The 26415-nt window shown below is 41.8% G+C and carries 21 protein-coding genes and 2 pseudogenes; 7 read left to right on the top strand and 16 right to left on the bottom strand.

What is annotated here, in order from left to right; translation table 11 throughout:
* Positions 1-72: 72 nt before the first annotated feature.
* Positions 73-2925, bottom strand: coding sequence for a PL29 family lyase N-terminal domain-containing protein (locus HMPREF9009_RS22595; protein ID WP_004314004.1), 2853 nt, complete (start codon positions 2923-2925; stop codon positions 73-75).
* 374 nt (positions 2926-3299) lie between these two features.
* Positions 3300-3464: pseudogene (locus tag HMPREF9009_RS22590) on the bottom strand (recombinase); the annotation flags it as partial.
* Between the two features lie 67 nt (positions 3465-3531).
* Here HMPREF9009_RS22590 and HMPREF9009_RS22585 point away from each other — a divergent pair.
* Positions 3532-3912, top strand: a complete 381-nt coding sequence (locus HMPREF9009_RS22585; protein ID WP_049701282.1) for an ISAon1 family transposase N-terminal region protein — start codon at positions 3532-3534, stop codon at positions 3910-3912.
* Positions 3878-4870, top strand: a complete 993-nt coding sequence (locus HMPREF9009_RS22580) for an ISAon1 family transposase (protein ID WP_182425236.1) — start codon at positions 3878-3880, stop codon at positions 4868-4870. The genes HMPREF9009_RS22585 and HMPREF9009_RS22580 overlap by 35 nt, the downstream gene beginning before the upstream one ends.
* A 14-nt stretch (positions 4871-4884) precedes the next feature.
* Here HMPREF9009_RS22580 and HMPREF9009_RS22575 read toward each other — a convergent pair.
* The 3 genes and pseudogenes from HMPREF9009_RS22575 to HMPREF9009_RS22565 all read right to left on the bottom strand — a co-directional run.
* A pseudogene (locus HMPREF9009_RS22575) lies at positions 4885-5664 on the bottom strand (tyrosine-type recombinase/integrase); the annotation flags it as partial.
* Positions 5665-5825: 161 nt separating this feature from the next.
* On the bottom strand, positions 5826-7463 hold the full coding sequence (gene groL / locus HMPREF9009_RS22570; RefSeq protein ID WP_004314006.1) for a chaperonin GroEL: 1638 nt from the start codon (positions 7461-7463) through the stop codon (positions 5826-5828).
* Between the two features lie 43 nt (positions 7464-7506).
* Positions 7507-7779, bottom strand: coding sequence for a co-chaperone GroES (locus HMPREF9009_RS22565; protein WP_004314007.1), 273 nt, complete (start codon positions 7777-7779; stop codon positions 7507-7509).
* 244 nt (positions 7780-8023) lie between these two features.
* Between HMPREF9009_RS22565 and HMPREF9009_RS22560 the strand changes: the two genes are divergently transcribed.
* Positions 8024-9073, top strand: coding sequence for a L,D-transpeptidase (locus HMPREF9009_RS22560; RefSeq protein WP_049703443.1), 1050 nt, complete (start codon positions 8024-8026; stop codon positions 9071-9073).
* A gap of 410 nt (positions 9074-9483) precedes the next feature.
* Here the strand turns inward: HMPREF9009_RS22560 and HMPREF9009_RS22555 are convergent, their stop codons facing one another.
* The 3 genes from HMPREF9009_RS22555 to HMPREF9009_RS26050 all read right to left on the bottom strand — a co-directional run bounded on the left by HMPREF9009_RS22555 (position 9484) and on the right by HMPREF9009_RS26050 (position 11043).
* A complete protein-coding gene (locus tag HMPREF9009_RS22555; protein ID WP_004314009.1) occupies positions 9484-10191 on the bottom strand; it encodes a DUF5039 family protein in 708 nt (235 codons plus the stop codon).
* 59 nt (positions 10192-10250) lie between these two features.
* Positions 10251-10799 carry an NUDIX hydrolase gene (locus HMPREF9009_RS22550; protein ID WP_004314010.1) on the bottom strand — a complete coding sequence of 183 codons (549 nt, stop codon included), beginning with the start codon at positions 10797-10799 and terminating at the stop codon, positions 10251-10253.
* 70 nt (positions 10800-10869) lie between these two features.
* On the bottom strand, positions 10870-11043 hold the full coding sequence (locus HMPREF9009_RS26050; protein ID WP_008015767.1) for a hypothetical protein: 174 nt from the start codon (positions 11041-11043) through the stop codon (positions 10870-10872).
* A 147-nt stretch (positions 11044-11190) separates the two neighbouring features.
* On the opposite strand from HMPREF9009_RS26050, the gene HMPREF9009_RS22545 reads away from it, so the two are divergent.
* From HMPREF9009_RS22545 to hydF, 4 genes are all read left to right on the top strand, one after another.
* Entirely contained in the window at positions 11191-12660 is a 1470-nt protein-coding gene (locus HMPREF9009_RS22545) for a 4Fe-4S dicluster domain-containing protein (RefSeq protein WP_004314012.1), read from the top strand.
* Complete coding sequence (gene hydE, locus HMPREF9009_RS22540; protein ID WP_049703442.1) at positions 12641-13693, top strand: [FeFe] hydrogenase H-cluster radical SAM maturase HydE; 1053 nt, start codon at positions 12641-12643, stop codon at positions 13691-13693. Before HMPREF9009_RS22545 ends, hydE begins: the two co-directional genes overlap by 20 nt.
* Positions 13690-15111 (top strand): [FeFe] hydrogenase H-cluster radical SAM maturase HydG, encoded by a 1422-nt coding sequence (hydG, locus tag HMPREF9009_RS22535; protein WP_049703441.1) that lies wholly within the window; start codon positions 13690-13692, stop codon positions 15109-15111. The genes hydE and hydG overlap by 4 nt, the downstream gene beginning before the upstream one ends.
* Before the next feature lie 96 nt (positions 15112-15207).
* The gene (gene hydF, locus HMPREF9009_RS22530; RefSeq protein WP_049703440.1) at positions 15208-16398 is read left to right on the top strand and encodes a [FeFe] hydrogenase H-cluster maturation GTPase HydF; all 1191 of its coding nucleotides are present in this window, start codon (positions 15208-15210) and stop codon (positions 16396-16398) included.
* Between the two features lie 141 nt (positions 16399-16539).
* Here the strand turns inward: hydF and hisS are convergent, their stop codons facing one another.
* The 8 genes from hisS to HMPREF9009_RS22490 all read right to left on the bottom strand — a co-directional run bounded on the left by hisS (position 16540) and on the right by HMPREF9009_RS22490 (position 25647).
* Positions 16540-17904, bottom strand: coding sequence for a histidine--tRNA ligase (gene hisS / locus HMPREF9009_RS22525; protein WP_049703439.1), 1365 nt, complete (start codon positions 17902-17904; stop codon positions 16540-16542).
* A 240-nt stretch (positions 17905-18144) separates the two neighbouring features.
* Positions 18145-18825, bottom strand: coding sequence for a zinc metallopeptidase (locus HMPREF9009_RS22520; RefSeq protein ID WP_008025873.1), 681 nt, complete (start codon positions 18823-18825; stop codon positions 18145-18147).
* Positions 18826-18945: 120 nt separating this feature from the next.
* Positions 18946-20244 (bottom strand): alpha-L-fucosidase, encoded by a 1299-nt coding sequence (locus HMPREF9009_RS22515; RefSeq protein ID WP_049703438.1) that lies wholly within the window; start codon positions 20242-20244, stop codon positions 18946-18948.
* 109 nt (positions 20245-20353) lie between these two features.
* Complete coding sequence (locus HMPREF9009_RS22510; RefSeq protein WP_004301093.1) at positions 20354-21625, bottom strand: adenylosuccinate synthase; 1272 nt, start codon at positions 21623-21625, stop codon at positions 20354-20356.
* Positions 21622-22110 carry a Fur family transcriptional regulator gene (locus HMPREF9009_RS22505; protein WP_008025868.1) on the bottom strand — a complete coding sequence of 163 codons (489 nt, stop codon included), beginning with the start codon at positions 22108-22110 and terminating at the stop codon, positions 21622-21624. Before HMPREF9009_RS22505 ends, HMPREF9009_RS22510 begins: the two co-directional genes overlap by 4 nt.
* Positions 22111-22366: 256 nt before the next feature.
* On the bottom strand, positions 22367-23032 hold the full coding sequence (locus tag HMPREF9009_RS22500; RefSeq protein WP_049703437.1) for a DNA alkylation repair protein: 666 nt from the start codon (positions 23030-23032) through the stop codon (positions 22367-22369).
* 6 nt (positions 23033-23038) lie between these two features.
* Positions 23039-25087, bottom strand: coding sequence for a dipeptidyl-peptidase 3 family protein (locus tag HMPREF9009_RS22495; RefSeq protein ID WP_049703436.1), 2049 nt, complete (start codon positions 25085-25087; stop codon positions 23039-23041).
* A 95-nt stretch (positions 25088-25182) separates the two neighbouring features.
* Positions 25183-25647, bottom strand: a complete 465-nt coding sequence (locus HMPREF9009_RS22490) for a helix-turn-helix domain-containing protein (protein ID WP_004301101.1) — start codon at positions 25645-25647, stop codon at positions 25183-25185.
* Positions 25648-26415 lie beyond the last annotated feature (768 nt).

Genomic DNA, 26415 nt, shown 5'->3' with positions numbered 1-26415 from the left:
AAATCCTTCACTCTGTTTCTTCTCGGCGTATTCTTCACACAAGGTGAAGAAGGGTTTTCTTTTTATAGTTACTTAGTTAGCTCCATCAGCTTTCATTACTATCGGACATTTAACTTCTGTAACAGCTCCCCATGTATCTGTAATCTTCACTAAGGCATAACCTTCAACTTTAGATGCAATGGATAGGGTAGTAGCTTTCAATTGTACAGTTAATTCACCTTCAAACGCAACGGGAGTAGAAGTTGCCCCGGCTATTTCAGCATATTTGGCAATCTCTGAACTTAGTTCTATAGTAACATCTGTAACTCTACTATCTCTACTTGTCTTAGCAATTGTTACGGCAACGTCTTTTACATCTTTAACAGTAAAATCAGCAGGTTTAATCTTGAATAATTTTTCAGATTCCTTTATTGACAATACTTTAGCTTTACTAGCAGCAATATCAGGATGTGAACCTTCTTTGATTGCAGATCTTACAGTTAAGTTAAACTCTTTAGAAATTGTAGCCAAACGTTTATTTCCAAACGGCTGGTATGCAATGGTCATACGACGCGTTGAATATACACCATCATTCTTAGTTGATTTGTACAACGGAACTGCAATTACAGAGTTTGTTTTGTTAACTAACCAATTTGCACCCATTTCCGGATTATCATCAGTACCAAAGTTAGGAGCTTTCTCATCAAAAGATATATGTCCCTTATCTTCAGCGCTCATTTCATCAAAGAGTGCATACAAGTCTTGATTTACAACTGCATTAGATTTATCAGGGGTACCATAAGCAATAGCAGTTTCAGAACTTGTGAAATAAGCACTTAACGGTGTAAATGCAAATATACCTGCATTCTTAACTTCCACTTTCACATTTACCTTCTTAATTACTTCATCTCCCAATGTTGGTTGATAGTCCGGATTAATAATTTCCAAAACAGCATTATGCATTACAGCTGCAACCATAGTCGGATTAAATTGGAAGGCAATCTTATATCCTGTAACTTTACCTTTATTATCTGTTATAGTAACAGGTTGCGCACCAACAAGATCAATAGAACCACTTTCATAAGCATACTCATTGCCATTAACAGAAATCTTATCTCCAGCGGCAAATCCAATGCTCTTCAATCTTACAGTAGGTTTCTTCTTGCCAGTAAACTCTTTGTTCAGAATAGCGAATAAATCATCGGTTGAGTTAACAACAAGATCAGAGGTATTATTTGAAGGATCTGTGGCATCTGCACCCTTAGTCAGATTCCAAACAACAGCATCAGCGATAGTAATATCAGCACCCGTGTCATAAGTAAAGTTCACTGTAAAGGTTTTAGCATTACCTCCTTCAACTTTTGTACCGTCTGTTTTCAAGTAATTAACTTTCACTTCAATAGTACCTTGTTTTGTAGGTGAGGAAATAGTATTTGTAGCTTCGTCAAATACAGCACCAATAGCTTCCAAATCAGCCTTTTCAATAGAATAATAATGAGCTGCAACTTTGGACAATTCAGCAGCAAACAATTCATCAAGTTTTGCAGATGATGTATAAACCACATCTACTTCTTTATTAGTAATATCCAAAGCCTCATTTTTAGCAATAACCTTCACATCATAATTTGATATGATGTTATTTCCCCAAGCATCTTTAGCACGTAAAGCATAAGCTATCGCTTTATTATTCAAGTTATTATCGGCTGCTTTATCAGCAATCAAAGAAACTGTAAGATCATAAATTCCCTGATTCCATTTCTTTTCGCCATCCGCACGGGTGGTTAAAGGATTTTCAGAAAGATTCTTTTCTTTTGATAGAACTGTATAACAAACCTCCCCATGAGAATTAATCAATTCAACAGGATATTCAGAGAAGTCAACACTAACCGGATTGATTAATGCATGCATTACAGAGCTATTTGCACCAACTAAAGTAGTAGCTTTTTCTGTAGAACCATAAGTTACATTATGGAACTTAACAGTAGTACCTTTAGCCAATATACCATAATACATTGTTACCTCACTCATACCTTCACTAATTTTTCCATCAGCAATTGACACAACAGTCATGCTTGACAATTTATCAGCTGTTGGCAATATAATAGTTTTATCAGTATAAGTTCCATCTTCATTGAGTGCACCGACATGAAGTTCCCATGCTGGTCTGTCCGCTGCTTCAACAACATATACACTTGTTTGGGCATAATCTCCACGTACTAATTTGCCCTTAGTTCCATCTTCATTTACAGCATTGATATCCCAATAACACCAATAACCATCTTCGTCAATGAAAGGAGATACTCCGTCTGTACCTGCAGCCTGAGAACCTTTTACAAATTTGCCGGCGGCATCATCATAATAATACCAGTATCCATCTTCAATATAAGGAGACTTGCCATTTGTTCCTTCCGTGACTTCGCCGCGGTCGCCTTGTGCTTTATCTCCTTTTACGAAACCGCCCTTTCCATCATTAGCCTTATCATCCCAAAAATACCAATAGCCTTTATCACCATTAGTTCCATCCGCGATGTAAGGTGAATGTCCGTCTGTGGCTTTTGCATACCATCCGGTACCTTTTTTATCAATCAACCATTCTCCGGTCTCCGGATCAATAGTCACTTTCGATCCCGGAGTTCCCTGTCCACCAGCTACTCCCGGAGCACCTGTATCACCCTTGTCACCCTTATCACCTTTAGCACCATTTATGATACTATAAGATTTTCCATCGTTAAATGTTACCTTGAATCCACCAGTAACAGGTTCTACACTCTTCACCCAATTACCAGCATCTACAAATTTCTGCAGATCAGCGATGCTAGCCTTATTAGCATCAATCTGTGTTTGCAGATTGTCAATGTCATCATCGTAGTCTTTACAGCCTACATAGGTGACAGTAGAAAGTGCCAGCGCCCCGAAGAACATCACTTTTACAAATTTTCTTTTCATAACTACTTAAAAATTACATTAATAATATATTATTAAACACTAAGTTTCAATAATAGCATGCCCGTTACTTTGTAGGTAACGGAAGAACCTTTGTCCTGCTCTTCGGGAGTAGTCAATACTGAAAAACGATACGATATGCTACGAAACATTTTTACCCCTGCTTTTGAAAGCAAGTAGCGGGGAGGGGAAATCTTGTGCAAAATTTAGAAGTTAACAAAGCCCTAATACAAAGAATCCGCGTGTTTTATCTGTCCTATTCCTTTTTTGAGTGGTTTATTAGAAAAAATGTATGATTTCGTTTGGTTGTTTTAAGAAATATGCTCATATTTGCACCGGTATTTATTCCCGTTACCTACAAAGTAACAGACTATTTATCAAGCGATTAATCCACTAATAGTACGCTTCACAAAATCAACTACCTGTCTATTAGCTTCATCAATTTTCTTATTCCTGAAAGGCTTCAGATACGTTTCAGTCACAGTGATGGAAGAATGTCCCATTGCTTCGGAAATAATACCCGGATGAATCTCACAATAATAAGGGCTCACCCGCAATTTCTTGGGGGTAACTATTTGTAGCTTTCTTTAAAGTGATTACTTTTGTAATATGACAGAAGCAGCATTAATATCTTTAGCTCAAATAGTACTACCAAGCGAAGTCCTTTCCTCGTTTGATATAACTAAGGTAGAAAGTACCGATACCGAGATTAACATTCATCTTGATGAAAAGATGTACGATACTTTACGTAATGATGTTCACTTTGAATCCAAAGGTTTTATTCCTGCGGTTTCCATCACCGATTTCCCCATCCGCGACCACAAAGTAATCCTTTTGCTCCGACGCCGTAAATGGGTTGATATTCGTACCGGCAAGAGTTTTATTCTACCTCTTAAAATAGCCGCCGAAGGCACCCGCTACTCCAAGGAGTTTGCGGCTTTTTTAAAAGAAACGTATGGACACATCCCCGGTGACCTGCCGTACGCTTGATGATTTCTATCATATTGACGCATCTACCTTTGAGAAGCAATACAAGGATGTGCTAAGCGGTTATCGTAATTGGGAAGAGTTGAGCCATGCGGAAGAGTGGCTTGTCTTTCCTGAGAACATTGGCCCTAATCTGGCTATTGACGAGACTTCCCTGTCGAATGGCGACCTTTATACAATAGTAACCAACAGGGACAGGCATGGTCGTGAGATGTGCCTTGTCGCCATTGTTGCAGGGACGAAGTCAGAGACGGTCATAGCGGCTTTACGCCATATTCCCGAACACCTGTTGGACAGTGTAGAAGAAGTGACACTTGATTTATCGGACTCAATGCGTAAAATAGTCCGCTCCTGTTTCCGCAAGGCATCTCGTGTAATAGACCGGTTCCACATCCAGAAATTAGCTTGCGATGCAGTGCAGGAAATGCGTATCAAACTCCGCTGGGACGCAATCCAGGAAGCCAATGATGAGATGGAAGAAGCAAAGCAGAAAGGGGAATCATATGTGCCTATGAGATATGAAAATGGAGATTCAAAGAAAGAACTGTTGGCAAGAAGCCGCTATCTGCTGTTTAAATCCTCCGAAAAATGGACCCCAGCACAAAAACAAAGAGCCAAAATTCTTTTTAAGGAATATCCGGAATTGGGACAGGCGTATGGATTATGTCATTCACTCAGAATGATTCTTGCCAAAAATACAATCAAAGATGCGGCAAGATTGAGTATGGCTAAATGGTATAATAAAGTGGAAGAGGCAGGCTTTCATGCTTTCAATGTAATTGCAGCAACCTTCTATGAACATTATGATGATATTCTTAACTTTTATAATAAAAGATCCTCTAATGCGGCGGCTGAATCCTTTAATGCGAAAATCAAACAATTCAGAACCGCATTAAGAGGAGTAGTGGATGAGAAATTCTTCCTCTTTAGACTGGCTAAGATTTATGCATACCCCCAATGATTATCGGGTGAGCCATAATAAGCTGTCGTAGCCCAGGTATGGCGGGCGGTATAAGAGCTCAATCTATCACCCAATCCCAATAATTCGCCCAGCAACATCAACTGACGATTGAATGTGCGCAATGCCAACTGATATTCACGATAAGCCTCTGGAGTCCCTTCACGACTCTTTAACAAAGAAAACAGATAAGGAGAAGAACTGTCACGGTTCATATATCTCTTTACCAGAATCATCGCTTCTGCAGTTAGAGTCACCGACAAGGTGCGGCCTGTCTTACGTCTGCGATATGTAATCACATTGTCACGTAAATCACTTTTACGCAAATAGGCGAGATCGACAAAAGGCAAACCGCGCAATAAAAACATAAGGATAAATAATTCCTGTGCCTTGCGTAATGACGGAGAACCGACAAAAGCCTGTGATAACCTGGCAAATACTTTCTTTATATCCTCCTCACCTAACGCACGTTTATGATCGGCACGAGTACCTGTATAAACAGAACGGAACAAGTGAGGAACATAAGGTGCCTTACGAAGATCGACAGCACGATTATAAACTGCACGAAACGTGCGCAAATAAGTGGAGACGGTATTCCAACTACATCCACGACTACGAAGATGCACTTCGAACCCTTTTAACCACTCCGGACTCACCTCATAGAAGGTGAAATCCTCTTTCCCACAATAAGCAATGATGGCATTGAGACTGCTACGGTATACATGGGCAGTACCAAAGTTTCCCTCCATCTGTAGCCCACGGGCTACTTGCTTCATAAATGTTACTACTTTCAACATCTCTCGATTTATTAATAAATTAGACAATAAATATAAGGGTATTCCAACAATCGAACAAATTGAAGGCAGAGATGTTGCAGGAATGCAAAAAAAGAACCACCTTCCCTTATTAGGGAAAGTGGTTCTTATCTTCTTTATATATTCTTAAGCGAAAGCTGGAATTACATCATTCCGCCCATGCCTCCCATTCCGGGAGCGCCCATCGGCATTTCGGGCTTATCTTCCTTCTTTTCTACAATTACACATTCAGTAGTCAGGAACATACCAGCGATAGAAGCTGCATTTTCCAAAGCTACACGAGCAACCTTAGCAGGGTCTACTACACCGGCAGCATGCAAATTTTCGTAAATGTCCAGACGAGCGTTGTAACCAAAGTCACCCTTGCCTTCACGTACTTTCTGAACAACTACCGCACCTTCTTTACCAGCGTTAGCAACGATCTGACGAAGTGGTTCTTCGATAGCACGTTTGATGATTTCAACACCGGTTGTTTCGTCAGCATTGTCACCCTTCATGCCGTCAATAGCATCAATTGCACGGATATAAGCTACGCCACCACCCGGGATGATACCTTCTTCAATTGCAGCACGAGTTGCACGCAAAGCATCATCTACACGGTCTTTCTTTTCTTTCATTTCCACTTCTGAAGCAGCACCTACATAGAGAACAGCTACACCACCTGACAATTTAGCCAGACGTTCCTGCAATTTCTCGCGGTCATAGTCAGACTTAGTTGCCACGATTTGTGCTTTGATCTGTTCGCAACGTTCTTTGATGCTGTCTTTGTTACCTGCACCGTTTACAACAGTTGTATAGTCTTTAGTAACTGTAACTTTGTCAGCAGTACCCAACATTTCGATAGTAGCTTGTTCCAGTTTCAAACCTTTTTCTTCGCTGATAACAACACCACCTGTCAGGATAGCGATATCTTCCAACATTTCTTTACGACGATCGCCGAAGCCCGGAGCCTTCACAGCACAGATCTTCAATTGAGAACGCAGACGGTTTACTACCAATGTAGTCAACGCTTCGCTATCTACATCTTCTGCAATTACCAACAAAGGACGACCTGTTTGTACAGCCGGTTCGAGGATAGGCAAGAAATCTTTCAGGTTAGAAATCTTCTTGTCATAGATCAGGATGTAAGGTTTCTCCATCTCACATTCCATTTTTTCTGTATTTGTCACGAAGTAAGCTGACAAATAACCACGGTCGAACTGCATACCTTCTACTACACCGATAGTAGTGTCTGTACCTTTTGCTTCTTCGATAGTGATTACACCGTCTTTAGAAACTTTACGCATAGCGTCAGCAATCAATTTACCGATTACCGGGTCGTTGTTTGCAGATACGGTTGCCACTTGTTCGATCTTGTCATAGTTGTCACCTACAGTTTCAGCCTGATCCTTGATTGATTCTACCACTTTGGCAACAGCCTTGTCGATACCACGTTTGATATCCATCGGGCTAGCACCGGCAGTTACGTTCTTCAAACCTTCAGCTACGATAGCTTGTGCAAGAACGGTTGCAGTAGTTGTACCGTCACCGGCATCGTCACCTGTCTTAGAAGCAACTTCTTTTACCAACTGTGCACCAGTGTTCTGGTAAGCATCTGCCAATTCGATTTCTTTTGCTACTGTCACACCGTCTTTTGTGATGTGCGGAGCACCGAATTTCTTCTCAATGATAACGTTACGTCCTTTCGGGCCCAGAGTTACTTTTACTGCATTTGCCAAAGCATCGACACCTTTTTTCAATTGGTCACGGGCATCGATATTGAATAATATTTCTTTTGCCATCTCTTTATTTACTATTTAAAGATTTACTATTTACTATTATTAATTAACCCAAAACAGCGAGAACATCGCTCTGACGCATAATCAGATATTTAGTACCTTCAACGTCAAGTTCTGTTCCGGCATATTTACCATAAAGAACTGTATCGCCTACTTTCAATACCATTTCTTCGTCTTTCGTACCGTGACCTACTGCCACAACTTCACCCTTCAAAGGTTTTTCTTTTGCTGTATCAGGAATAATGATACCACCAATTGTTTTTTCTTCTGCAGGTGCAGGGAGGATAAGCACTCTGTCTGCTAATGGTTTAATGTTCATAGTTACTTGTTATATTTTAGTTATACATTTAATTGTAGATGTTATCCACCGTCTTTCAGGCGGAACGCTAAAGTCATTGCGAAAAGCGTGCCAAAGTAAATAAATGATTCTTTGTCAGAAATAGACTGACAAAATGACTGACAACTTGCACTGTATGGCAAAAAAGTATATTTGTCACCTACTTTTTAAACAAAACAAAAGGATTATTCCTTATAATGATGTATATTCGTAAACGAACCATCAAATGCACTGTATAAATAATATGAATAGAATAGCATCCGGCCTCATCATTGCCTCTTGCGTCTTCTACTCCTGCACTTCGCGTACAGGGGAGATTTCTCCTGTACATGAACAACAACAGACAGATTCGCTGTCGCAAGATACAATAACTCAATCCGAGGTTAAACCTGTTGAAAAGAAACTCACAGCAGAGCAAATACAAATCACCAAAGATTTATTGTATGACCAATATACATTGGAGGACACCTATCCTTATAAAGACACTACCCGGCAGTTTCAATGGGACAAAATCAAAGAACGGCTGGCTTTGCTTGAAAATATACAATTGCAGCCTTCCACTTGGGCAATTCTCCAAAATTACAAAAATAGGAATGGAGAAGCACCGCTTGTGAAGAATTTCAAAAGAAACGCTTACGGACGGGTGGCGGATACTCTCGGCATAGAACGTTACCAATCCGTTCCGCTTTATTTGTTGACCGACACATTAGTGCCCGAACGCTACGGCCAGGATGGAGAACTAACCCGTTTTATCGAAGATGGGGAAAAATTCATAAAAGCAGAACCAATGTTTACCGGAGATGAATGGATGATTCCTAAAAAGTATGTCAAAGTAATCGGAGATACGATTGTTTTTAACAAAGCTGTTTTCGTAGACCGCCACAATCAGAATATCGCTGCTCTCGAACGTAGCGGAGAAGGGCAATGGGTGGTTCGCAGCATGAATCCTTCCACTACGGGACGCCACCTGCCGCCGTATGCACAGGAAACTCCTTTAGGAATGTTTGTATTACAGGAAAAGAAAGTGAAGATGGTATTTCTAAAAGATGGTTCGAAAGAGACAGGAGGTTATGCTCCTTATGCAAGTCGTTTCACGGATGGAGCCTATATTCACGGAGTACCGGTCAATGCTCCCCGCAAGACACAGATAGAATATAGTCCGTCGTTAGGAACGACACCGCGTTCGCACATGTGCGTACGAAATGCAACTTCCCATGCCAAATTCATTTATGATTGGGCGCCTGTAAATGAAACTATTATTTTTGTATTGGAATAAACGTTGAACAAACATACACCACTATTCCCGAATCGCTACTACCTATCGTCCAAAGTATAACTAGAAAAGTTCTTTTCTATAAGGTGAGAACTTGCTTTTCTCTTGGGGAAAAGTTACTTTCCCCTTACCTCAAACTATAACCGCAAGTTCCGGTTATAAAACTGAAAGCTTCAGTTATGTAATCAAAACTTCCAGTTATATAATCAGAACCTTCGGTTATAGTTTACCTTATGCCCTGAACTAGTTTTCTCCCTATGCAAAAGAAGTTTGCATAGGAGGGGAAAGAACTTTTCTATACGTACTTGAGGGGAAAGATAAAGAGGTCTGAACTTTTCAGTCCAGACCTCCCAGTATAGAAAAGGATTTCTCCATCCCGTATTACCTTAATCAATTATGTGTGAAACTCTCTTTTATTTATCTTCAGTCTTACCCAACCCATACCTTGCTCTTGTTATATTCTGAACAAGTTCTCTCTGCACACTTTCCAATGCGTTTATTTCTTTCTGCAACAACTCCAAAGCGGAACCTTTCTGCAATAAATAAGACCGTTCAGCATATTTTATATAAGAAGTCGGAATTTCCTGCTTTTTTTCTTTATAATGGGCAATCACATACCGCAAAGCTTCTGCCCGATATTTGCTGATCGCTTTCCGTTCGGCATAATACAAATCTTTATAAGGATTTTCTTCACTTCTCAATTTCTTCCAGAATGCAGAAAAAGCAGTCGATACAGCATCCTTCTCCTCTTTGGTTACTGCTTCTTTCTGCTTCTTTGTCAGATCCTTATATTCCTTATATGTATTTAGAAACTTATCCAATTCATCTTTACTGGCTTTGTGCGCCAGTCGGTAAGTTTCCAAAGAAGCAGGCCGTTCATATTCGACAACTGTTTGTAGATAAGGCAAGTCGTTCCAGCTTATATATTTATTGTTTGCTTCACAATAATCTGCATAAGCCGCCGCAAGCTGCCAACTATATTCTTTTGTCTTTTGATTCAAATCCTCATTGATAGCGGACAAGTTCTTTTCCATCTCTTGCAAGTCCTGCGCTGACACCGTTTGCATACTTCCCCATCCGGAAAGAAACAAACAAAGAATACTCCATAATATAGTTTTCATAATTAGATAATTTAAATTTTCTCCAAAGTTATTATTTCTCTACAGAATTCCAAACGATATTACAGATTTGCTATATATTTCCACAATGGAGCAGCATTCAGCGCTTGCATAATTTCGTTCTTATCAAGCAGGCTTCTCACCTCTTCCAATGTAAGCAGATGTACACTGATATCTTCAGTAGCTTCCAGATGCTGATGGTCTATCAGTTCCACGTCTGTAGCAAGAAAGCAATAAGTCAGATTGGTATGAGTGCTCGGATTAGCGGAAATCACCATATATTCCTGCCAGTTTCCTTTTCCGTAACCTGTTTCCTCCCACAATTCACGCTGGGCGGATACTAACGGTGAAGCGTCTTCCTTCTCACAGACACCGGCACAAAGTTCATAACAAGTTCGTTCAATTCCCGGACGGTACTGGCGGACAAAAACAAATTTACCATCTTTTGTAATGGCAATCGTATTTACCCAGTCGGGATACTCAAGGATATAATATTCGGGGATATGGTTACCGTTGGGAAGCAACATATCTTCGCAACGCACAGTCAGCCACGGACGACGAAATAGATATTTACTACTCACCGTTTTCCAGGCTCTATTCTTTTCTTCCATAAGGTCTGTTTTTTCTTCCGGCAAAAATACAAATTTCCCCCGGGTTATCCTACCTTTCGGTTGCTTGTTTTTATTCGTCTGTGTCGATACAAGTGATCTCTATCCCTTGTATCTGCTCCAGGTATTTTTTTGTAGAGCTTACCAAAGAACTTCCCATGTAGAATAAAAACAGCAGGCTGATAATAACCATCAATGCGCCAATCATGGCAAAACGACTACGTTGTTCGAAAATACTGCTATTCATAACTCTGCCTCCTCTTAGTTTTTTTGTCCACTACAAAGATAACACGCGAGGGCTACAAAAAAGTTACAAGAATGTTTCAAAAAACTTAAATATTGAAATTCTGTTCGTATCTTTGCACCAACTAACTAACAACCTTTTTATTGCAATATGGCATTTACGAATAATATTATGATTGTCCGGCATAAATTGCTGGCAGACCTCGTTAAACTCTGGAAAAACGACGAATTAGTGGAAAAGATAGATCGGCTCCCGATTGAATTGAGTCCACGAAAATCAAAACCCCTAGGACGGTGTTGCGTACATAAAGAACGCGCAGTGTGGAGGTACAAGACTTTTCCTCTGATGGGATTGGATATGACAGACGAACACGACGAAGTTACCCCGCTTTCCGAATATGCGCGATTGGCATTGAGCCGCCCCGAACCGGACAAGGAAAATATCATGTGCGTCATCGACGAGGCCTGTTCTTCCTGTGTACAGATCAATTATGAAATAACCAACCTTTGTCGCGGATGCGTGGCACGTAGCTGTTACATGAACTGCCCCAAAGATGCGATACGTTTCAAGAAAAACGGTCAGGCAATGATTGACCATGACACATGTGTCAGTTGCGGTATTTGTCACAAGAGTTGTCCTTATCACGCTATTGTATATATTCCCGTGCCTTGTGAAGAGGCTTGCCCGGTAAAAGCTATCAGCAAAGATGAACACGGCATAGAACACATTGATGAAAGCAAGTGTATCTACTGCGGAAAATGCATGAATGCATGTCCGTTCGGTGCTATCTTCGAAATCTCGCAAACATTCGATGTATTGCAACGCATCCGTAAAGGAGAAAAGATGGTTGCCATCGTTGCTCCGTCTATTCTGGGACAGTTTAAGACTTCTATCGGACAAGTGTACGGTGCTTTCAAAGAAATAGGATTTACGGATGTGATCGAAGTGGCCGAAGGTGCTATGGCAACCACCAGCAATGAAGCACACGAGTTACTGGAGAAATTGGAAGAGGGACAGAAGTTTATGACAACTTCCTGTTGCCCTTCTTATATCGAGCTGGTAGAGAAACATATTCCGGATATGAAACCATACGTTTCTACCACCGGATCACCGATGTACTACGCCGCACGGATTGCCAAAGAGAAGCATCCGGATGCTAAGGTTGTATTTGTCGGCCCTTGTGTGGCTAAACGCAAAGAAGTACGTCGCGACGAAGCAGTGGATTATATTCTGACGTTTGAAGAAATCGGTTCGATTCTCGACGGGTTGGGTATTGAACTGGAACAGGTACAGGAGTTCTCTGTATTACATACGTCTGTTCGCGAAGCACATGGATTTGCACAGGCAGGTGGTGTGATGGGAGCTGTCAAAGCTTATCTGAAAGAGGAAGCGGATAAAATCAATGCAATACAAGTGTCGGACATCAATAAAAAGAATATCGCTCTGTTGCGTGCCTGCGCCAAGACAGGAAAGGCTGCGGGGCAGTTTATTGAAGTAATGGCATGCGAAGGTGGATGTATCACCGGGCCAAGTACGCATAATGATATTGTTTCGGGACGTCGCCAATTGGCACAAGAGCTGCTCAAACGAAAAGAGAGCTATGAAACAATGGACCGATAAACTACGGCAGGAAAGAACACTTAGCCCGGAAGAGCTCCGGCAACTGTTGACCGAATGTGACGCAGAAACCCTGCGTTACATCAATAAACAGGCGCAGGAAGTCGCTCTCCGCCACTTCGGAAATAAGATTTATATCCGCGGACTGATTGAAATCAGTAACTGCTGCCGGAACAACTGTTATTACTGTGGTATCCGAAAAGGGAATCCGAATATCGAACGTTACCGGTTAAGCCGAGAGAGTATACTGAACTGTTGCAAACAGGGCTATGAACTGGGATTCCGCACCTTTGTATTACAAGGAGGAGAAGATCCTGCACTAACAAACGATCAGATAGAAATGACTGTTGCCCGTATCAGACAGGAGTATCCGGATTGTGCTATTACGCTGTCACTCGGTGAAAAATCACGTGAGGCATACGAACGTTTCTTCCGTGCCGGAGCCAACCGTTATCTGTTACGTCACGAAACTTATAATGAGTTGCATTACCGGCAACTGCATCCAGCGGAAATGTCCGGCAAACGACGCCTGCAATGTTTAGCGGATTTGAAAGAGATCGGTTATCAGACAGGAACCGGAATTATGGTCGGCAGTCCGGGACAAACAGTAGAGCATATCATTGAGGATCTATTGTTTATAGAAAAGCTACGCCCGGAAATGATTGGCATCGGGCCTTTCCTGCCCCATCATGATACACCTTTTGCCGAATATCCCAGCGGAACGGCGGAACAGACGATTCTTCTATTATCCATTTTCCGCCTGATGCATCCGTCCGCATTGATTCCGGCAACAACAGCCCTTGCCACTCTCATTCCTGATGGCAGGGAACGGGGTATTTTAGCAGGTGCGAATGTGGTTATGCCTAACTTGTCTCCTCGAGAGGAACGGAGAAAATATGAATTATATAATGACAAAGCTTCACTCGGAGCGGAATCTGCCGAAGGGCTGGCTGCCTTACAAAAGCAATTGAAGACCATCGGCTACGAGATTTCTACCGAAAGAGGCGACTTTAAGTACACTACAGAGAATATATGATATACCAAAAAGATTCATCAAAAGCAGAAGAGTTTATCCATCATGAGGAGATTCTGGATACGCTGGAATATGCGCAGAACAATAAGGATAACCGTGTCCTGATTGAACAACTGATTGAAAAAGCGGCTTTGTGCAAGGGACTGACGCACCGGGAAGCGGCTATTCTGCTGGAATGTAACCAACCTGACCTGATAGAACGTATCTTTCATCTCGCCAAAGAAATCAAACAGAAGTTTTATGGCAACCGTATCGTCATGTTCGCACCGCTTTATTTGTCGAACTATTGCGTAAATGGTTGCGTATATTGTCCGTATCATGCTAAAAACAAGACGATTGTACGCAAGAAACTGACGCAGGAGGAAATTCGCAGGGAAGTGATTGCTTTGCAGGACATGGGACATAAGCGGCTCGCTCTTGAAGCGGGTGAGCATCCGTCACTAAATCCGATAGAATACATTCTTGAATCTATTCAGACGATTTACAGTATCAAACATAAAAATGGAGCGATCCGCCGGGTAAACGTAAATATCGCAGCTACTACAGTAGAAAATTATCGCCAATTAAAAGAAGCAGGTATCGGTACGTATATCTTATTCCAGGAGACTTATCACAAGGACAACTACGAAGCACTTCATCCCACCGGTCCGAAAAGCAATTATGCCTATCACACCGAAGCGATGGACCGTGCCATGGAAGGGGGAATCGATGATGTAGGTATTGGTGTGCTTTTCGGTTTGAATACTTATCGGTATGATTTTATCGGATTGTTAATGCATGCCGAACATCTGGAAGCCAAATTCGGTGTAGGGCCGCATACAATCAGTGTGCCGCGTATCTGTTCGGCGGATGACATTAATGCGGGAGATTTTCCGAATTCAATTTCCGATGAGATATTCAGTAAGATTGTAGCTGTTATCCGAATTGCCGTTCCTTATACCGGAATGATTATTTCCACACGTGAATCACAAGAATCACGCAAGAAGGTACTCGAATTGGGTATCTCACAAATCAGCGGCGGCTCACGTACCAGTGTAGGCGGATATGCTGAAACGGAATTACCCGATCATAATTCCGCGCAATTTGACGTAAGCGATACCCGGACATTAGACGAAGTGGTCAACTGGTTGCTCGAACTCGGATATATCCCCAGCTTCTGTACTGCCTGTTACCGGGAAGGACGGACAGGCGACCGTTTCATGTCATTAGTGAAATCCGGTCAGATAGCAAACTGTTGCGGACCGAATGCCCTGATGACTCTGAAAGAGTATCTGGAAGATTATGCTTCAGAAGATACGCGACAGAAAGGATTGGAACTGATTCTAAAAGAAACGGAACGAATCCCCAATCCCAAAATCAGGGAAATAGCTATCCGGAATCTCAAAGCAATAGCTGCAGGACAAAGAGACTTTAGATTTTAATGATTAACAAGTTAGCAATTAGTGATTAAACAAATCATTAACTACTAACTGCCAATCGTTAATCACTAATCACTAATAAACTAATCACTAACAAACATGGGTTTAACAGATACTCCAAATGCTAACAGACTTCATATCACCCTTTTCGGTAGACGGAACAGCGGTAAATCTTCTCTTATCAATGCGTTGACAGGACAGGACACCGCGCTCGTTTCAAATACTCCTGGAACGACTACCGACCTTGTGTCTAAAGCAATGGAGATTCAAGGTATTGGTCCTTGTCTTTTTATAGATACTCCGGGGTTCGATGACGAAGGAGAGCTTGGTGAACTGCGTATCAGTCGGACTTTAAAGGCTATTGAGAAAACAGATATTGCATTGTTACTATGTGAAGATACTACCTTTTCTCATGAAAAAGAGATACTGGCGCTATTGAAAGAGAAGAATATCCCTGTCATTCCGGTATTGAATAAAATAGATATACGAGAGAATAGCGATCGTTCAGCTACATATATTGAGGAACAATGCAAAATACGTCCATTGCTTATCAGTGCCAAAGAAAAGATAGGAATCGAACTGATCCGGCAAGCCATCCTCGAAAAATTACCTTCGGACTTCGGTCAACAAAGTATCACCGGGGAACTTGTTACAGAAAATGACCTTGTACTTTTAGTAATGCCGCAGGATATCCAAGCTCCCAAGGGCAGACTGATCTTACCGCAAGTGCAGACTATCCGTGAATTGTTGGATAAAAAATGCCTCGTAATGACTTGCACCACTGATAAGTTTTCTGCAACCCTACAAGCCCTTGCCCGTCCTCCGAAGTTAATCATCACCGATTCACAAGTTTTCAAAGCGATTTATGAACAGAAACCAAAGGAAAGTGAACTGACTTCTTTTTCTGTACTTTTCGCAGGATATAAAGGTGATATTCACTATTATGTAGAAAGTGCAGCTGTCATCGAAAGACTGACGGAATCGTCACGTGTACTGATAGCGGAAGCTTGTACGCACGCTCCCCTTTCAGAAGATATAGGAAGAGTGAAACTTCCTCGTTTGTTACGGAAACGGATTGGAGAGAATCTGCAAATTGATATGGTAGCAGGAACCGACCTTCCACAAGATCTGACTCCTTACTCTTTAGTTATCCATTGCGGAGCATGTATGTTTAACCGTAAATACGTACTTAGTCGCATCGAACGTGCGCGGGAGCAGCACATTCCTATGACGAACTATGGAGTAGCAATTGCTTTCCTCAATGGAATACTAGATCAAATAAAATACTAAAAAGAAATCTTCTCTTTTTTATTTTGAAGCGCCCCCCAAAAAGTCCTTTATCTAACTTTTGGGGGGCACTTCATTTTTATGTTAAGACGAACTCTTTATATTAACTAATTATGATGACATACTTAGTTCTAATATCTCCGCTTATTTCTTCACAATAGCAATCAGTTCGTCTGCTGAAACAAGGTTCTGTTCTCCAGTCTCCATATTCTTCAACATCACTTTGCCTTCGTTCATTTCATTCTCACCGACAATAGCTACAAACGGAATATTCTTCGCATTGGCATAACTCATTTGTTTCTTCATCTTGGCTGCATCCGGGAAGATCTCGGCACGAATATTGGCAGCACGTACCTTAGCCAGAATTCCCATTGAGTATGCAGCTTCCTTTTCACCGAAGTTGATAAACAGAAGTTCTGTTCCGTTTACAGCTTCTTTCGGGTAAAGTTCGAGCTGGTTCAGGACATCAAAGATACGGTCTGCACCAAAAGAGATACCCACTCCGGACACTCCTGCCATACCGAATACTCCGGTCAGATTATCATAACGACCACCACCAGTGATACTGCCAATCTGTACATCCAGTGCTTTCACTTCAAAGATAGCTCCTGTATAATAGTTCAGTCCGCGAGCTAAAGTAAGATCAAGCTCTATTTCATTCTTCAAGCCCATTGTTTCCAATGTATTCAGAATAAATTCACTCTCTTCCACTCCCTTCAGCCCTACTTCACTGGCTGATAACACATTCTTCAATGTTGCCAATTTCTCCGCATTCGTACCACTAAGAAGGATGATCGGCTGCAACTTGGCAATAGCCCCATCACTGATTCCCTTCTCTTTCAGTTCGGCATTTACATTATCCAGACCAATTTTATCCAGTTTGTCAATTGCTACGGTAATATCTACAATCTTATCCGATTCGCCTATAATTTCAGCAATACCGGAAAGAATCTTACGGTTGTTAATCTTAATACATACACGAATATTGAAACGACTAAAAACGGTATCGACAATCTGCATCAATTCCACTTCGTTCAATAACGAATCGCTTCCTACAACATCGGCATCACATTGATAAAATTCGCGATAACGTCCTTTCTGCGGGCGGTCGGCACGCCATACCGGTTGAATCTGATAGCGTTTGAACGGAAAAGTGATCTCATCACGATGCATCACTACATAACGGGCAAAAGGCACTGTCAAGTCGTAACGCAAACCTTTCTCACAGAATTTGCTTGCCAGTTTGGCAGCATTACGGCTTAACAATTCTTCGTCAGTAATCCCGGAAAAGTAATCTCCAGAGTTCTGAATCTTAAAGAGTAGTTTATCTCCCTCATCGCCGTACTTTCCCATCAGTGTAGAAAGCATCTCCATCGAAGGAGTCTCTATCTGCTGGAAACCATACAGATGGTATACGTCACGAATCGTATTGAATATATAATTACGCTTCGCCATTTCTACCGGCGAAAAGTCACGAGTTCCTTTAGGAATACTTGGTTTTGCTGCCATAATATTACTGTTTATAATTTTAATTGCGCAAATTTACTGCAAATTTCCGAGCAATACTTACATATATTTGAAAAAATCACCCGTATTGTGTCCATCCCCTATCAATATCGTAAAGAAACACTCAAGTAAGACCCTAAACAATACAAAAAATCCTCCATAGTCTTCGAAAAGACTGCGGAGGATCTTTTTATATTCTATGGAGAGAAGTTAATAAACGTACTTTTCTCCCTTTTTCATTTCTTAGTCTCTTCTACCCATGAAGATCATGATGTAGTATACCAATGTAGCCAGTGAGCCTAATGCAGCAACTACATACGTATAAGCAGCAGAACGAAGAGCATCCTCAGCCTGTGCATGATTGTACGAATTAGTAATGCCGGATGAACTCAACCATACCAACGCACGTTTACTTGCATTGATTTCCACCGGCAGCGTGATAAAGCTGAACAGTGTAGTCATAGCAAACAGGATAATACCTGCCAGCAATAACTGCGGGAAACTCTCTATCAGCAAGATACCACCCAACAATACCCACGTCATAATGGAAGAGGCAAAGTTTACCACCGGAACCAGCGCACTACGCATTTTCAGCGGAGCATACATGCGTGCATGTTGTACAGCGTGTCCACATTCATGAGCTGCTACGGCAGCTGCCATTATACTGTTACTTTCATACACCCCTTCACTCAAATTCACCGTTTTGTTAGTAGGATTGTAGTGGTCGGTCAACCGTCCCGGCGTATGCGTAACCTGTACGTCATAAATTCCATTGTCATGCAACATTTTTAAAGCAACGTCGCGTCCTGTCATTCCGTTTCCTGTAGGAATCTTAGAGTACTTCTTGAATTTGTTTTGCAAATTCATCTGTACCAACCAACTTACAACAGCGATTCCTATAAATAATACCCAATAAGACATCATATACTTTTCAATTTTAATTATTACTCTATATCTTTATAAACAAATTGTTTGCCAAAAATAAGGGGAAACGTTCAATGTCAGAATAGTTTCCCCTTGCTTTTATGAAGAATTAGCTAAAAATTAGTCAATTGTCAGTTCTACCACATAGTCAATATCTTTCGGAACCTCGGCGAATTCGAGCAAAACACCGGCTTTCGTCTTTGCGAAACGAACCGGAGACTGGTCTTTAAACAAGACTGCCTTCTTGACCTTCTTATCTGTCAACGGCAGGAACAAAGCCGCATCTTTCAGGTCAAGAATATGCACATAGAGCTTATTTCCTTTTTGTGTTGTCACTCCCCAATCGTGTGGAGCAACTGCACCGCTTCGTGTTCCATAAATCGTTTCACCATATTGTTTCATCCACTCTCCCATCTCTGCCAAGCGTTGTACAGCTACCGCAGGAAGCTCTCCATCGGGTTGAGGACCGATATTCATCAAAAGATTGGCATTCTTACCGGCTGCCTTCACCAGATAGTGAATCAATGTCTTTGTAGATTTATAATTCTGGTCGGTAATTTTATATCCCCACATACCATTCATTGTTTCGCAAGTTTCCAACGGCAAGCGGCTCACCTCCTGTCCGGAAAGTCCCGAAGCATTTTCACCGGGCAGATCGCGTTCGAAAATCTGAATATCTTCCCCGTCAAAAGGCGTTTGATGATGATTGTTACCCACCAGACACCCCGGTTGGAGTTTGTGAATCAAAGCATACTGCTCCGGTAATTCCCAGTTAAAAGTTTTGGGCTGATCCCACCATCCGTCAAACCAAATAGCCCCTATCGGACCGTAATTCGTCAGCAATTCTGTCAACTGGTTATTCATGAATTGATAATAACTTTTCCAATCTCCTTTCGAGTTCAAGCGACCTGTGCCCTGTCCTGTACGTCCCCAAGGATAGTCCTCACGCGCCCAGTCAAGATGTGAATAATAAAAATGGAGCTTGATGCCCTGCTTGGCACAGGCTGCTGCCAATTCTTTCACAATATCTCTTTTAAAAGGAGTAGCTTTGACTACGTTATAATCCGAATACTTAGTGTCAAACATAGAAAAACCTTCGTGATGACGGGTAGTGAAACAGATATATTTCGCTCCTGAAGCTTTAATAGCTGCCACCCATTTGTCCGCATCAAACTTGGAAGGATAAAATCCGCCTGCCAGTTTGGCATACTCTTTATAATTCAGATTATTGTTTGTCATAGTCCACTCACCGGTAGCGAGCATAGCGTATAGCCCCCAATGAAGAAAAATACCAAACTTATTGTCCTGAAATTCCTGCCGTGCTTTCAAATTCTCTTCGGTAGGCTGATAGGAAGATTGCGCAAATACTCCCAAGTTCATTACGAACAACAAAAGGAAAGCTATAAAACGTGTTTTCATAAGGCATACATTATTTTTGTGTGTTTAGGATAGACTATACAAAGGATTGAACAAGAAAGGCGGAGTTTTTCTTCAATCTCCGCCTTTCCTCCATATAATAAATCAATTGTTATTCTTCAGTATAACGTTCGATGGTCTGTGCTCTGTCCGGTCCTACAGATACAATCTTGATTTCTACACCAAGCTGTTCTTCCAGGAAAGTCAGGTAAGCATTGAATTCTTCCGGGAATTCATCTTCGCTCTGCATCTTGGTCATATCTGTCTGCCAACCCGGAAGCTCTGCATATACAGGTTCTACGCCTTCTGTGATGTCATACGGGAAGTAGTCGATCTCTTCACCGTTCACTTTGTAAGCAACGCACGCTTTGATTGTTTCGAAAGTATCGAGTACATCGCTCTTCATCATAATCAATTTGGTAACTCCGTTTATCATAACGGAATACTTCAACGCTACCAGGTCGATCCATCCGCAACGACGTTTACGACCGGTTACAGAACCGAATTCATGTCCCAACGTACACATCTTGTCGCCTGTTTCGTCAAACAGTTCTGATGGGAACGGACCTGCTCCTACACGAGTACAGTATGCCTTGAAGATACCATATACTTCACCGATACGGTTAGGTGCCACTCCAAGTCCGGTGCAGGCTCCCGCACATACGGTATTGGAAGAAGTCACAAACGGATATGAACCGAAATCAATATCAAGCATAGTACCCTGCGCTCCTTCACAAAGCACGCTCTTACCATCCTTCAACAGGTTATTCACTTCATGTTCGCTATCTACGAAATGGAATTGTTTCAGGTATTCGATACCTTCCAACCATGCTTTTTCCAGTTCAGTAAGATCGTATTCATAATTCAAGCTCTTCAGAATTTGTTCGTGACGAGCTTTCGCAGCAGCATACTTCTGGTCGAAGTTATGAAGAATATCACCTACACGAACACCGTTACGGCTCACTTTATCCGTGTAAGTAGGGCCGATACCCTTACCAGTAGTTCCTACTTTAGCATCACCTTTGGCTGCTTCGTATGCAGCATCCAGAATACGGTGTGTCGGAAGAATAAGATGAGCTTTCTTTGAAATGTGCAAACGTTCTTTCAGCGGATGACCCGATGCTTCAAGTGCTTCTGCCTCTGCTTTAAACAATGCCGGATCAAGTACCACACCGTTACCGATGATGTTTACCTTGTTTCCTTGAAAAATACCGGAAGGAATAGAGCGAAGCACATATTTCTGTCCTTCAAACTCAAGCGTGTGACCGGCATTCGGGCCGCCCTGAAAACGAGCAACCACATCATACTTAGGTGTTAAAACGTCGACTACTTTTCCTTTACCTTCGTCGCCCCATTGTAATCCTAATAGAACATCTACTTTCATTTTTCTTTTTTATTGTTGTTATTTACTTTTTTCCGTTTGTTAGCTCTGTCGCACTTACTACATACTCCATATATATATAAGGAGTAATGCGAAAGCTGGAAGCGGCTCAATTTCGTATTTTCAATGGCTTGCTGCAGTTCCTCGTTCTGAAACTCGGTCACTTTACCACATTGAGTACATATCTGATGATGATGTGTCTCGCGATTATATGATTTTTCGTATTGGGAGGAAGTACCGAACTGATGCTTAATGACCAGCCGTGCATTGATAAGAAGAATAATGGTGTTGTAGAGAGTTGCCCGGCTCACCCGGAAATTCTCCTGGTCCATCATCCGTGAATAAAGCATGTCAATATCGAAATGACCGTCGATAGAATAAATAGTATCGAGTATGGCGTAGCGTTCAGGAGTCTTTCGATGCCCGTTCGCCGTGAGATATTCCGTGAATATCTGCCTTACTGTATCTTTCACGTTTTGAGTTTCCATCATCAGCCAAAATTAGCGCGAACAAAGTTAAGCCTTTTTTGCGGAAAGCAAATGATAAAGAGAAGTTTTTTTAGTTCATCACAGAGTTAGACAGTTTTTTTATAAATTAAATGGAGGCTATCATTCGTTTTGTAGATTGGCTTATATAATAAACGAATAACAAGACGGTTTATTTTTTAGACGCGTCATCCGTGTTATCCGCGTCTAAAAAATTAAACCGTTATTTAATAAAAGGACTTACTCCATGAAAATAAGATTAGTCTACAGCAAGCTCCTCTTTCACCATATTGTAGAGCATCTGCTCTCCTTCCAAGGTAGAATCAGCCATACCTTCCACCAGGCGGCATACTTGAAAAGCATGTTCCTCACTATGCTGCATATATTTGCGGATAACCAGCAAAGCTGCGTTACGAATATGATAGCTGTCGGAATGTACCGCACAAATCGCCTGGTCGAGCAATTCGCCGGAGGCACGTTCGGTCATATCCCCTTTCTTCATCAGAAGACGGGCGGCAGTCAGGAAACCACAAGTCTGCACATACTCCTGTTCGTCGGCAATCCAGTGAAAGGATTTGGCCGGAGCATACGGTAAATGCTGGAAGAGATTCATACAAGTCAGTTCTGCTATTTCGATATTCCGGATGCTTTCCACCCAAATATCGGCTATCTCGGGATAAAACGTTTCGATCGGCTGAAGCATTCCCGCCAGAATCTTACACTCGCGAATTTCCTCTTTCCATAAAGCCTGCGCCAGGTCATGATTCTTTTCGTAACCTTCGGCAATCATCTTGATACGAGGCAGTTCCACTCCGAAATTGAGTTTATAAACCAGCCCTTTCTCGCGCATACTTTGGGACACAGCCCCGTTCATAGAGAGACGGAGCTGTGTCTTGATATCTTTCAATTGTTCTTTAATATCCATTTCAGATCAGTTGTTTATGGAAGGCAGCGGAGAATAATCAGTGCTGTAACGCAACATTTGTTCTACATAACCTTCATCATAAGAAACTGTGACATCCGTAACGTTTCCGTTTTCATCTGTCACCAGTTCGTATTTCGGATTCACAAAACCTTTATAAGGAGCCAGATTCAACTTCTTATAACGTTCCAGAACTTCTGCATGTAAAGCCGGATCTACTTTTACGGCATAGTTTTCTACCAATGAACGGGCACCTTCAAAGTCGCCTGTCGATTTGATTCGCTGAATTTCAGCCAACAATTCGCCGAAAAGCTCGCGCACTTTCTGATAGTCATTGATAACCACATAAGTCTTTCCGTCTTTCTTCACCAATTCCACCACTTTATCGGCAGCCCCCTTCTCAAATACCCAACGGGCTATCAACTGGCGGTTACGCATGTGAGCTTCTTCCACAGTATTTCCCGGTTCGATACGTACCAACTGCGTCATCAGACCGTTCATCAGATAAGTATAATATTGAGCTTTATAAGCATCGGGAGAAGAGAGAAGTCCCAGTTCCACCAGCTTGGGGTCAGCCACATAATACAATCCGAACAAATCGGCACGCGCCTCTTCGATGGTAGAGCCGTATGCTTTCAAAGCATCAGGATCTACACCCGGAAGTAACTTACCGGAACCGTGTCCCAAACATTCGTGCAAGTCCGTATGCAGCTCATCCGTTAAATCAGAATACGCATCGATCAGTTGTATTTCCGCATCGCTATAAACAAATTCTTCGTTGAATCCGTTTCCGTGAGCGGCTTTATTATAAGCATCTGTTATATTTCCGATTGTCACCGATTTAGAACCGTGGTGAGCACGAATCCAGTTTGCATTCGGCAGATTGATACCGATAGCCGTTGCCGGGTAAAGATCACCTGCAAGGATAGCGGCAGTAATCACTTTAGCCGATACCCCTTTTACCTTTTCTTTCTTGAAAGATTTATCTACCGGAGAATGATCTTCAAACCACTGCGCATTGCTACTGATTATCTCTGTGCGGTGCGTTGATTCCAAATCTTTGAAATTCACCAAAGACTCCCAGCTCGCTTTCATACCCAACGGGTCACCGTAACTTTCAGTAAATCCATTCACAAAGTCGATTCGTGAATCAAGGTCTTTCACCCAAAGAATGGCATATTCATCGAAATCTTTCAGATTGCCTGTTTCATAGAATTGAATCAGCTTGGTGATAACGGCCTTTTGTGCCTCATTCTCTGCTACACCTTCCGCTTTCTTCAGCCAATAAACAATCTTCTCTATTGCCTGTGTATAGAGTCCGCCTACTTTCCAAACTTTCTCCTCCAACTTTCCGTTTTCTTTGACCAGCCGACTGTTCAGCCCGTAAGAAACCGGTGTTTCGTCTTTCGGATCTTTCAGGGCGCTATAAAAACTCTCTGCCTCTTTCTGCGTCACTCCGTCATAATAGTTACAAGCAGAAGTCAACACAAGATCTTCGCCATCTGCCTGGTTTACCCGTTTCGGCATAATAGTCGGATCGAAAATCACCGGAAACAGTTCGGCACAAAGTTGTTCGGCAGTCTGCCCTTTCGCCAACGGCAGCAACTGGGCATCTATACCGAGTACAGCCTGTTTCAAGAACTCCTGCGAGAAGTTGGGCACAAATTTCTCCGTACCATAGTGGTGATGAATACCATTGGAGAACCATACCCTTTTCAGATACACCTCCATATTTTTAAAATCAGGCGTTGTTTTATCTCCCTGATAGTTTGTATATACTGCTTCGAGCATCCGACGGATTCTCAAATTATATTTTCCATTCTGGTCAAACAGAATATCCCTTCCTTCCAGAGCAGCCTCTGTCAGGTAATAAATCAGTTCCTTCTGTTTCAGCGTCAGTTCCTCAAATCCGGGAACTTTATAACGCAATATCTGTAAATCAGCAAATTGTTCCACTGTATAATCAAATTTGTCTGCTTCAGCAGTTGTTGTTTTACTTCCTCCGCACGATGTTAAAAGCGTAGCGGCCACTGTCATTAAAATCAGATGTTTTTTCATAATGCTAGCATTGATTAATTAAAATGAGAAAAGGAATTATCTCCAAAATCTTTCATTTAGAGGTAATTCCTTTTGACTAATTTCGGAACGCGCAATTATTTCTTATTTTCGAGATGTTTTTTGCGATATCCATTAGGAGTCTCACCTACGTTTTTGTAAAATGCAGCGTAAAAAGATTGACGATTTGCAAAGCCAACCATGGCACTAATTTCTTCCACATTTTTGTCGGCATAACGTTTGTCAGTCAATAAATGCAAAGCATCTTTTACTCTGTATTCATTCAACAGGCAAGAATAGTTCATGCCAAAGCGTGAGTTTACTACTGCAGAAAGGTAACGAGTATTCGTCTTCAATTCTTTCGCCAAGTCCTTAGCTGAATAGTCAGGATCCTTGTACTTCTTCTGTACAACGATGATATTCAGGATCTTGTCATACAACTCGTCTGCCAATTCCGGTCTAATCAAAGACCTGTATGCAGCCTTCTTTTCTTTCTTTTCCCTCAAATTGTAGGGACGTTTTTTCGGAGTTTCTTCCGTTTTTTTGTTCTCTAAATCGCTCATTGAATTAACTGGTTAGGGTTTGTTCATTTGTTAATAATTGCTCATTTGCAACGTAACATGTTACAAATGTCTTACTTTTTTTTTAAACACACAATTATTTTGTGCATTTTTTTTCTAAATAAACAATCAAAAACCTTGAAAAAGAAGGAATGAGTCCGAATAATAAGAAACTTTAACTTATTTATAATTCATATCAGAAACAGAAATCTACACATGATGAAAAATTGCCAAAGAAAAATGTACCTTTGCAGCATGGATGTGCGACAAGAGGTCTCACAAGTAATTGTTCAGCATCATGTCTGAACCTATTGTTCCGTCAATAGTAGCCTAAAGAGGCGTGCGTGACTGGTAACGGTCGGGTGCGGAGCCCTCTTGAGAACGACGTTCCAACCTAAACATCATAGGCGAAGAATGGCAAGGCTGACCGATAGGAGTAACGCAGGTGAATCGCTGCACCATCGTTACAAAGAATTGGCTTACGGATGTTTAGGAGCCATGCCAAAAGGCAAGCAGTCAGGATAGTACGTTGTTATGTCGTACTACACGGATGTTGCACTGCCGGTGGATGGGCGGACTCTAAGTCGGTCGTCAGTTACTTGTGCGAAACTTGGTAAGCCCGTATTTCTCCCATCAGCCAATAGCAAATGGGTAAGCCAATCGTAAGAGCGGCCGAACGGGGTGCGGGTAAAGGATTGTGGAGAAAGCGAATATCATGATGTAATGTTGTGGATAAGGGTTTCAACGTCACCCTACGCGAAAGCGGGCAGA

Origin of the sequence: Bacteroides sp. 3_1_13, assembly GCF_001185845.1 — a bacterium.
Lineage (GTDB): Bacteria > Bacteroidota > Bacteroidia > Bacteroidales > Bacteroidaceae > Bacteroides > Bacteroides xylanisolvens.
Note: the sequence above shows the minus strand (reverse complement) of the source record. Positions and strands in the feature narration are given on the sequence as shown.

Coding starts and splice junctions, on each gene's coding strand:
- HMPREF9009_RS22510 (WP_004301093.1), bottom strand. CDS start 21,625: ATGAAAGTAGATGTTCTATTAGGATTACAATGGGGCGACGAAGGTAAA.
- HMPREF9009_RS22490 (WP_004301101.1), bottom strand. CDS start 25,647: ATGAGCGATTTAGAGAACAAAAAAACGGAAGAAACTCCGAAAAAACGT.
- hydE (WP_049703442.1), top strand. CDS start 12,641: ATGAAACAATGGACCGATAAACTACGGCAGGAAAGAACACTTAGCCCG.
- HMPREF9009_RS22505 (WP_008025868.1), bottom strand. CDS start 22,110: ATGGAAACTCAAAACGTGAAAGATACAGTAAGGCAGATATTCACGGAA.
- hisS (WP_049703439.1), bottom strand. CDS start 17,904: ATGGCAGCAAAACCAAGTATTCCTAAAGGAACTCGTGACTTTTCGCCG.
- hydF (WP_049703440.1), top strand. CDS start 15,208: ATGGGTTTAACAGATACTCCAAATGCTAACAGACTTCATATCACCCTT.
- HMPREF9009_RS22565 (WP_004314007.1), bottom strand. CDS start 7,779: ATGAACATTAAACCATTAGCAGACAGAGTGCTTATCCTCCCTGCACCT.
- HMPREF9009_RS22555 (WP_004314009.1), bottom strand. CDS start 10,191: ATGAAAACTATATTATGGAGTATTCTTTGTTTGTTTCTTTCCGGATGG.
- HMPREF9009_RS22520 (WP_008025873.1), bottom strand. CDS start 18,825: ATGATGTCTTATTGGGTATTATTTATAGGAATCGCTGTTGTAAGTTGG.
- HMPREF9009_RS22550 (WP_004314010.1), bottom strand. CDS start 10,799: ATGGAAGAAAAGAATAGAGCCTGGAAAACGGTGAGTAGTAAATATCTA.
- HMPREF9009_RS22500 (WP_049703437.1), bottom strand. CDS start 23,032: ATGGATATTAAAGAACAATTGAAAGATATCAAGACACAGCTCCGTCTC.
- hydG (WP_049703441.1), top strand. CDS start 13,690: ATGATATACCAAAAAGATTCATCAAAAGCAGAAGAGTTTATCCATCAT.
- HMPREF9009_RS22515 (WP_049703438.1), bottom strand. CDS start 20,244: ATGAAAACACGTTTTATAGCTTTCCTTTTGTTGTTCGTAATGAACTTG.
- HMPREF9009_RS26050 (WP_008015767.1), bottom strand. CDS start 11,043: ATGAATAGCAGTATTTTCGAACAACGTAGTCGTTTTGCCATGATTGGC.
- HMPREF9009_RS22585 (WP_049701282.1), top strand. CDS start 3,532: ATGACAGAAGCAGCATTAATATCTTTAGCTCAAATAGTACTACCAAGC.
- groL (WP_004314006.1), bottom strand. CDS start 7,463: ATGGCAAAAGAAATATTATTCAATATCGATGCCCGTGACCAATTGAAA.
- HMPREF9009_RS22595 (WP_004314004.1), bottom strand. CDS start 2,925: ATGAAAAGAAAATTTGTAAAAGTGATGTTCTTCGGGGCGCTGGCACTT.
- HMPREF9009_RS22560 (WP_049703443.1), top strand. CDS start 8,024: ATGCACTGTATAAATAATATGAATAGAATAGCATCCGGCCTCATCATT.
- HMPREF9009_RS22495 (WP_049703436.1), bottom strand. CDS start 25,087: ATGAAAAAACATCTGATTTTAATGACAGTGGCCGCTACGCTTTTAACA.
- HMPREF9009_RS22545 (WP_004314012.1), top strand. CDS start 11,191: ATGGCATTTACGAATAATATTATGATTGTCCGGCATAAATTGCTGGCA.
- HMPREF9009_RS22580 (WP_182425236.1), top strand. CDS start 3,878: ATGGACACATCCCCGGTGACCTGCCGTACGCTTGATGATTTCTATCAT.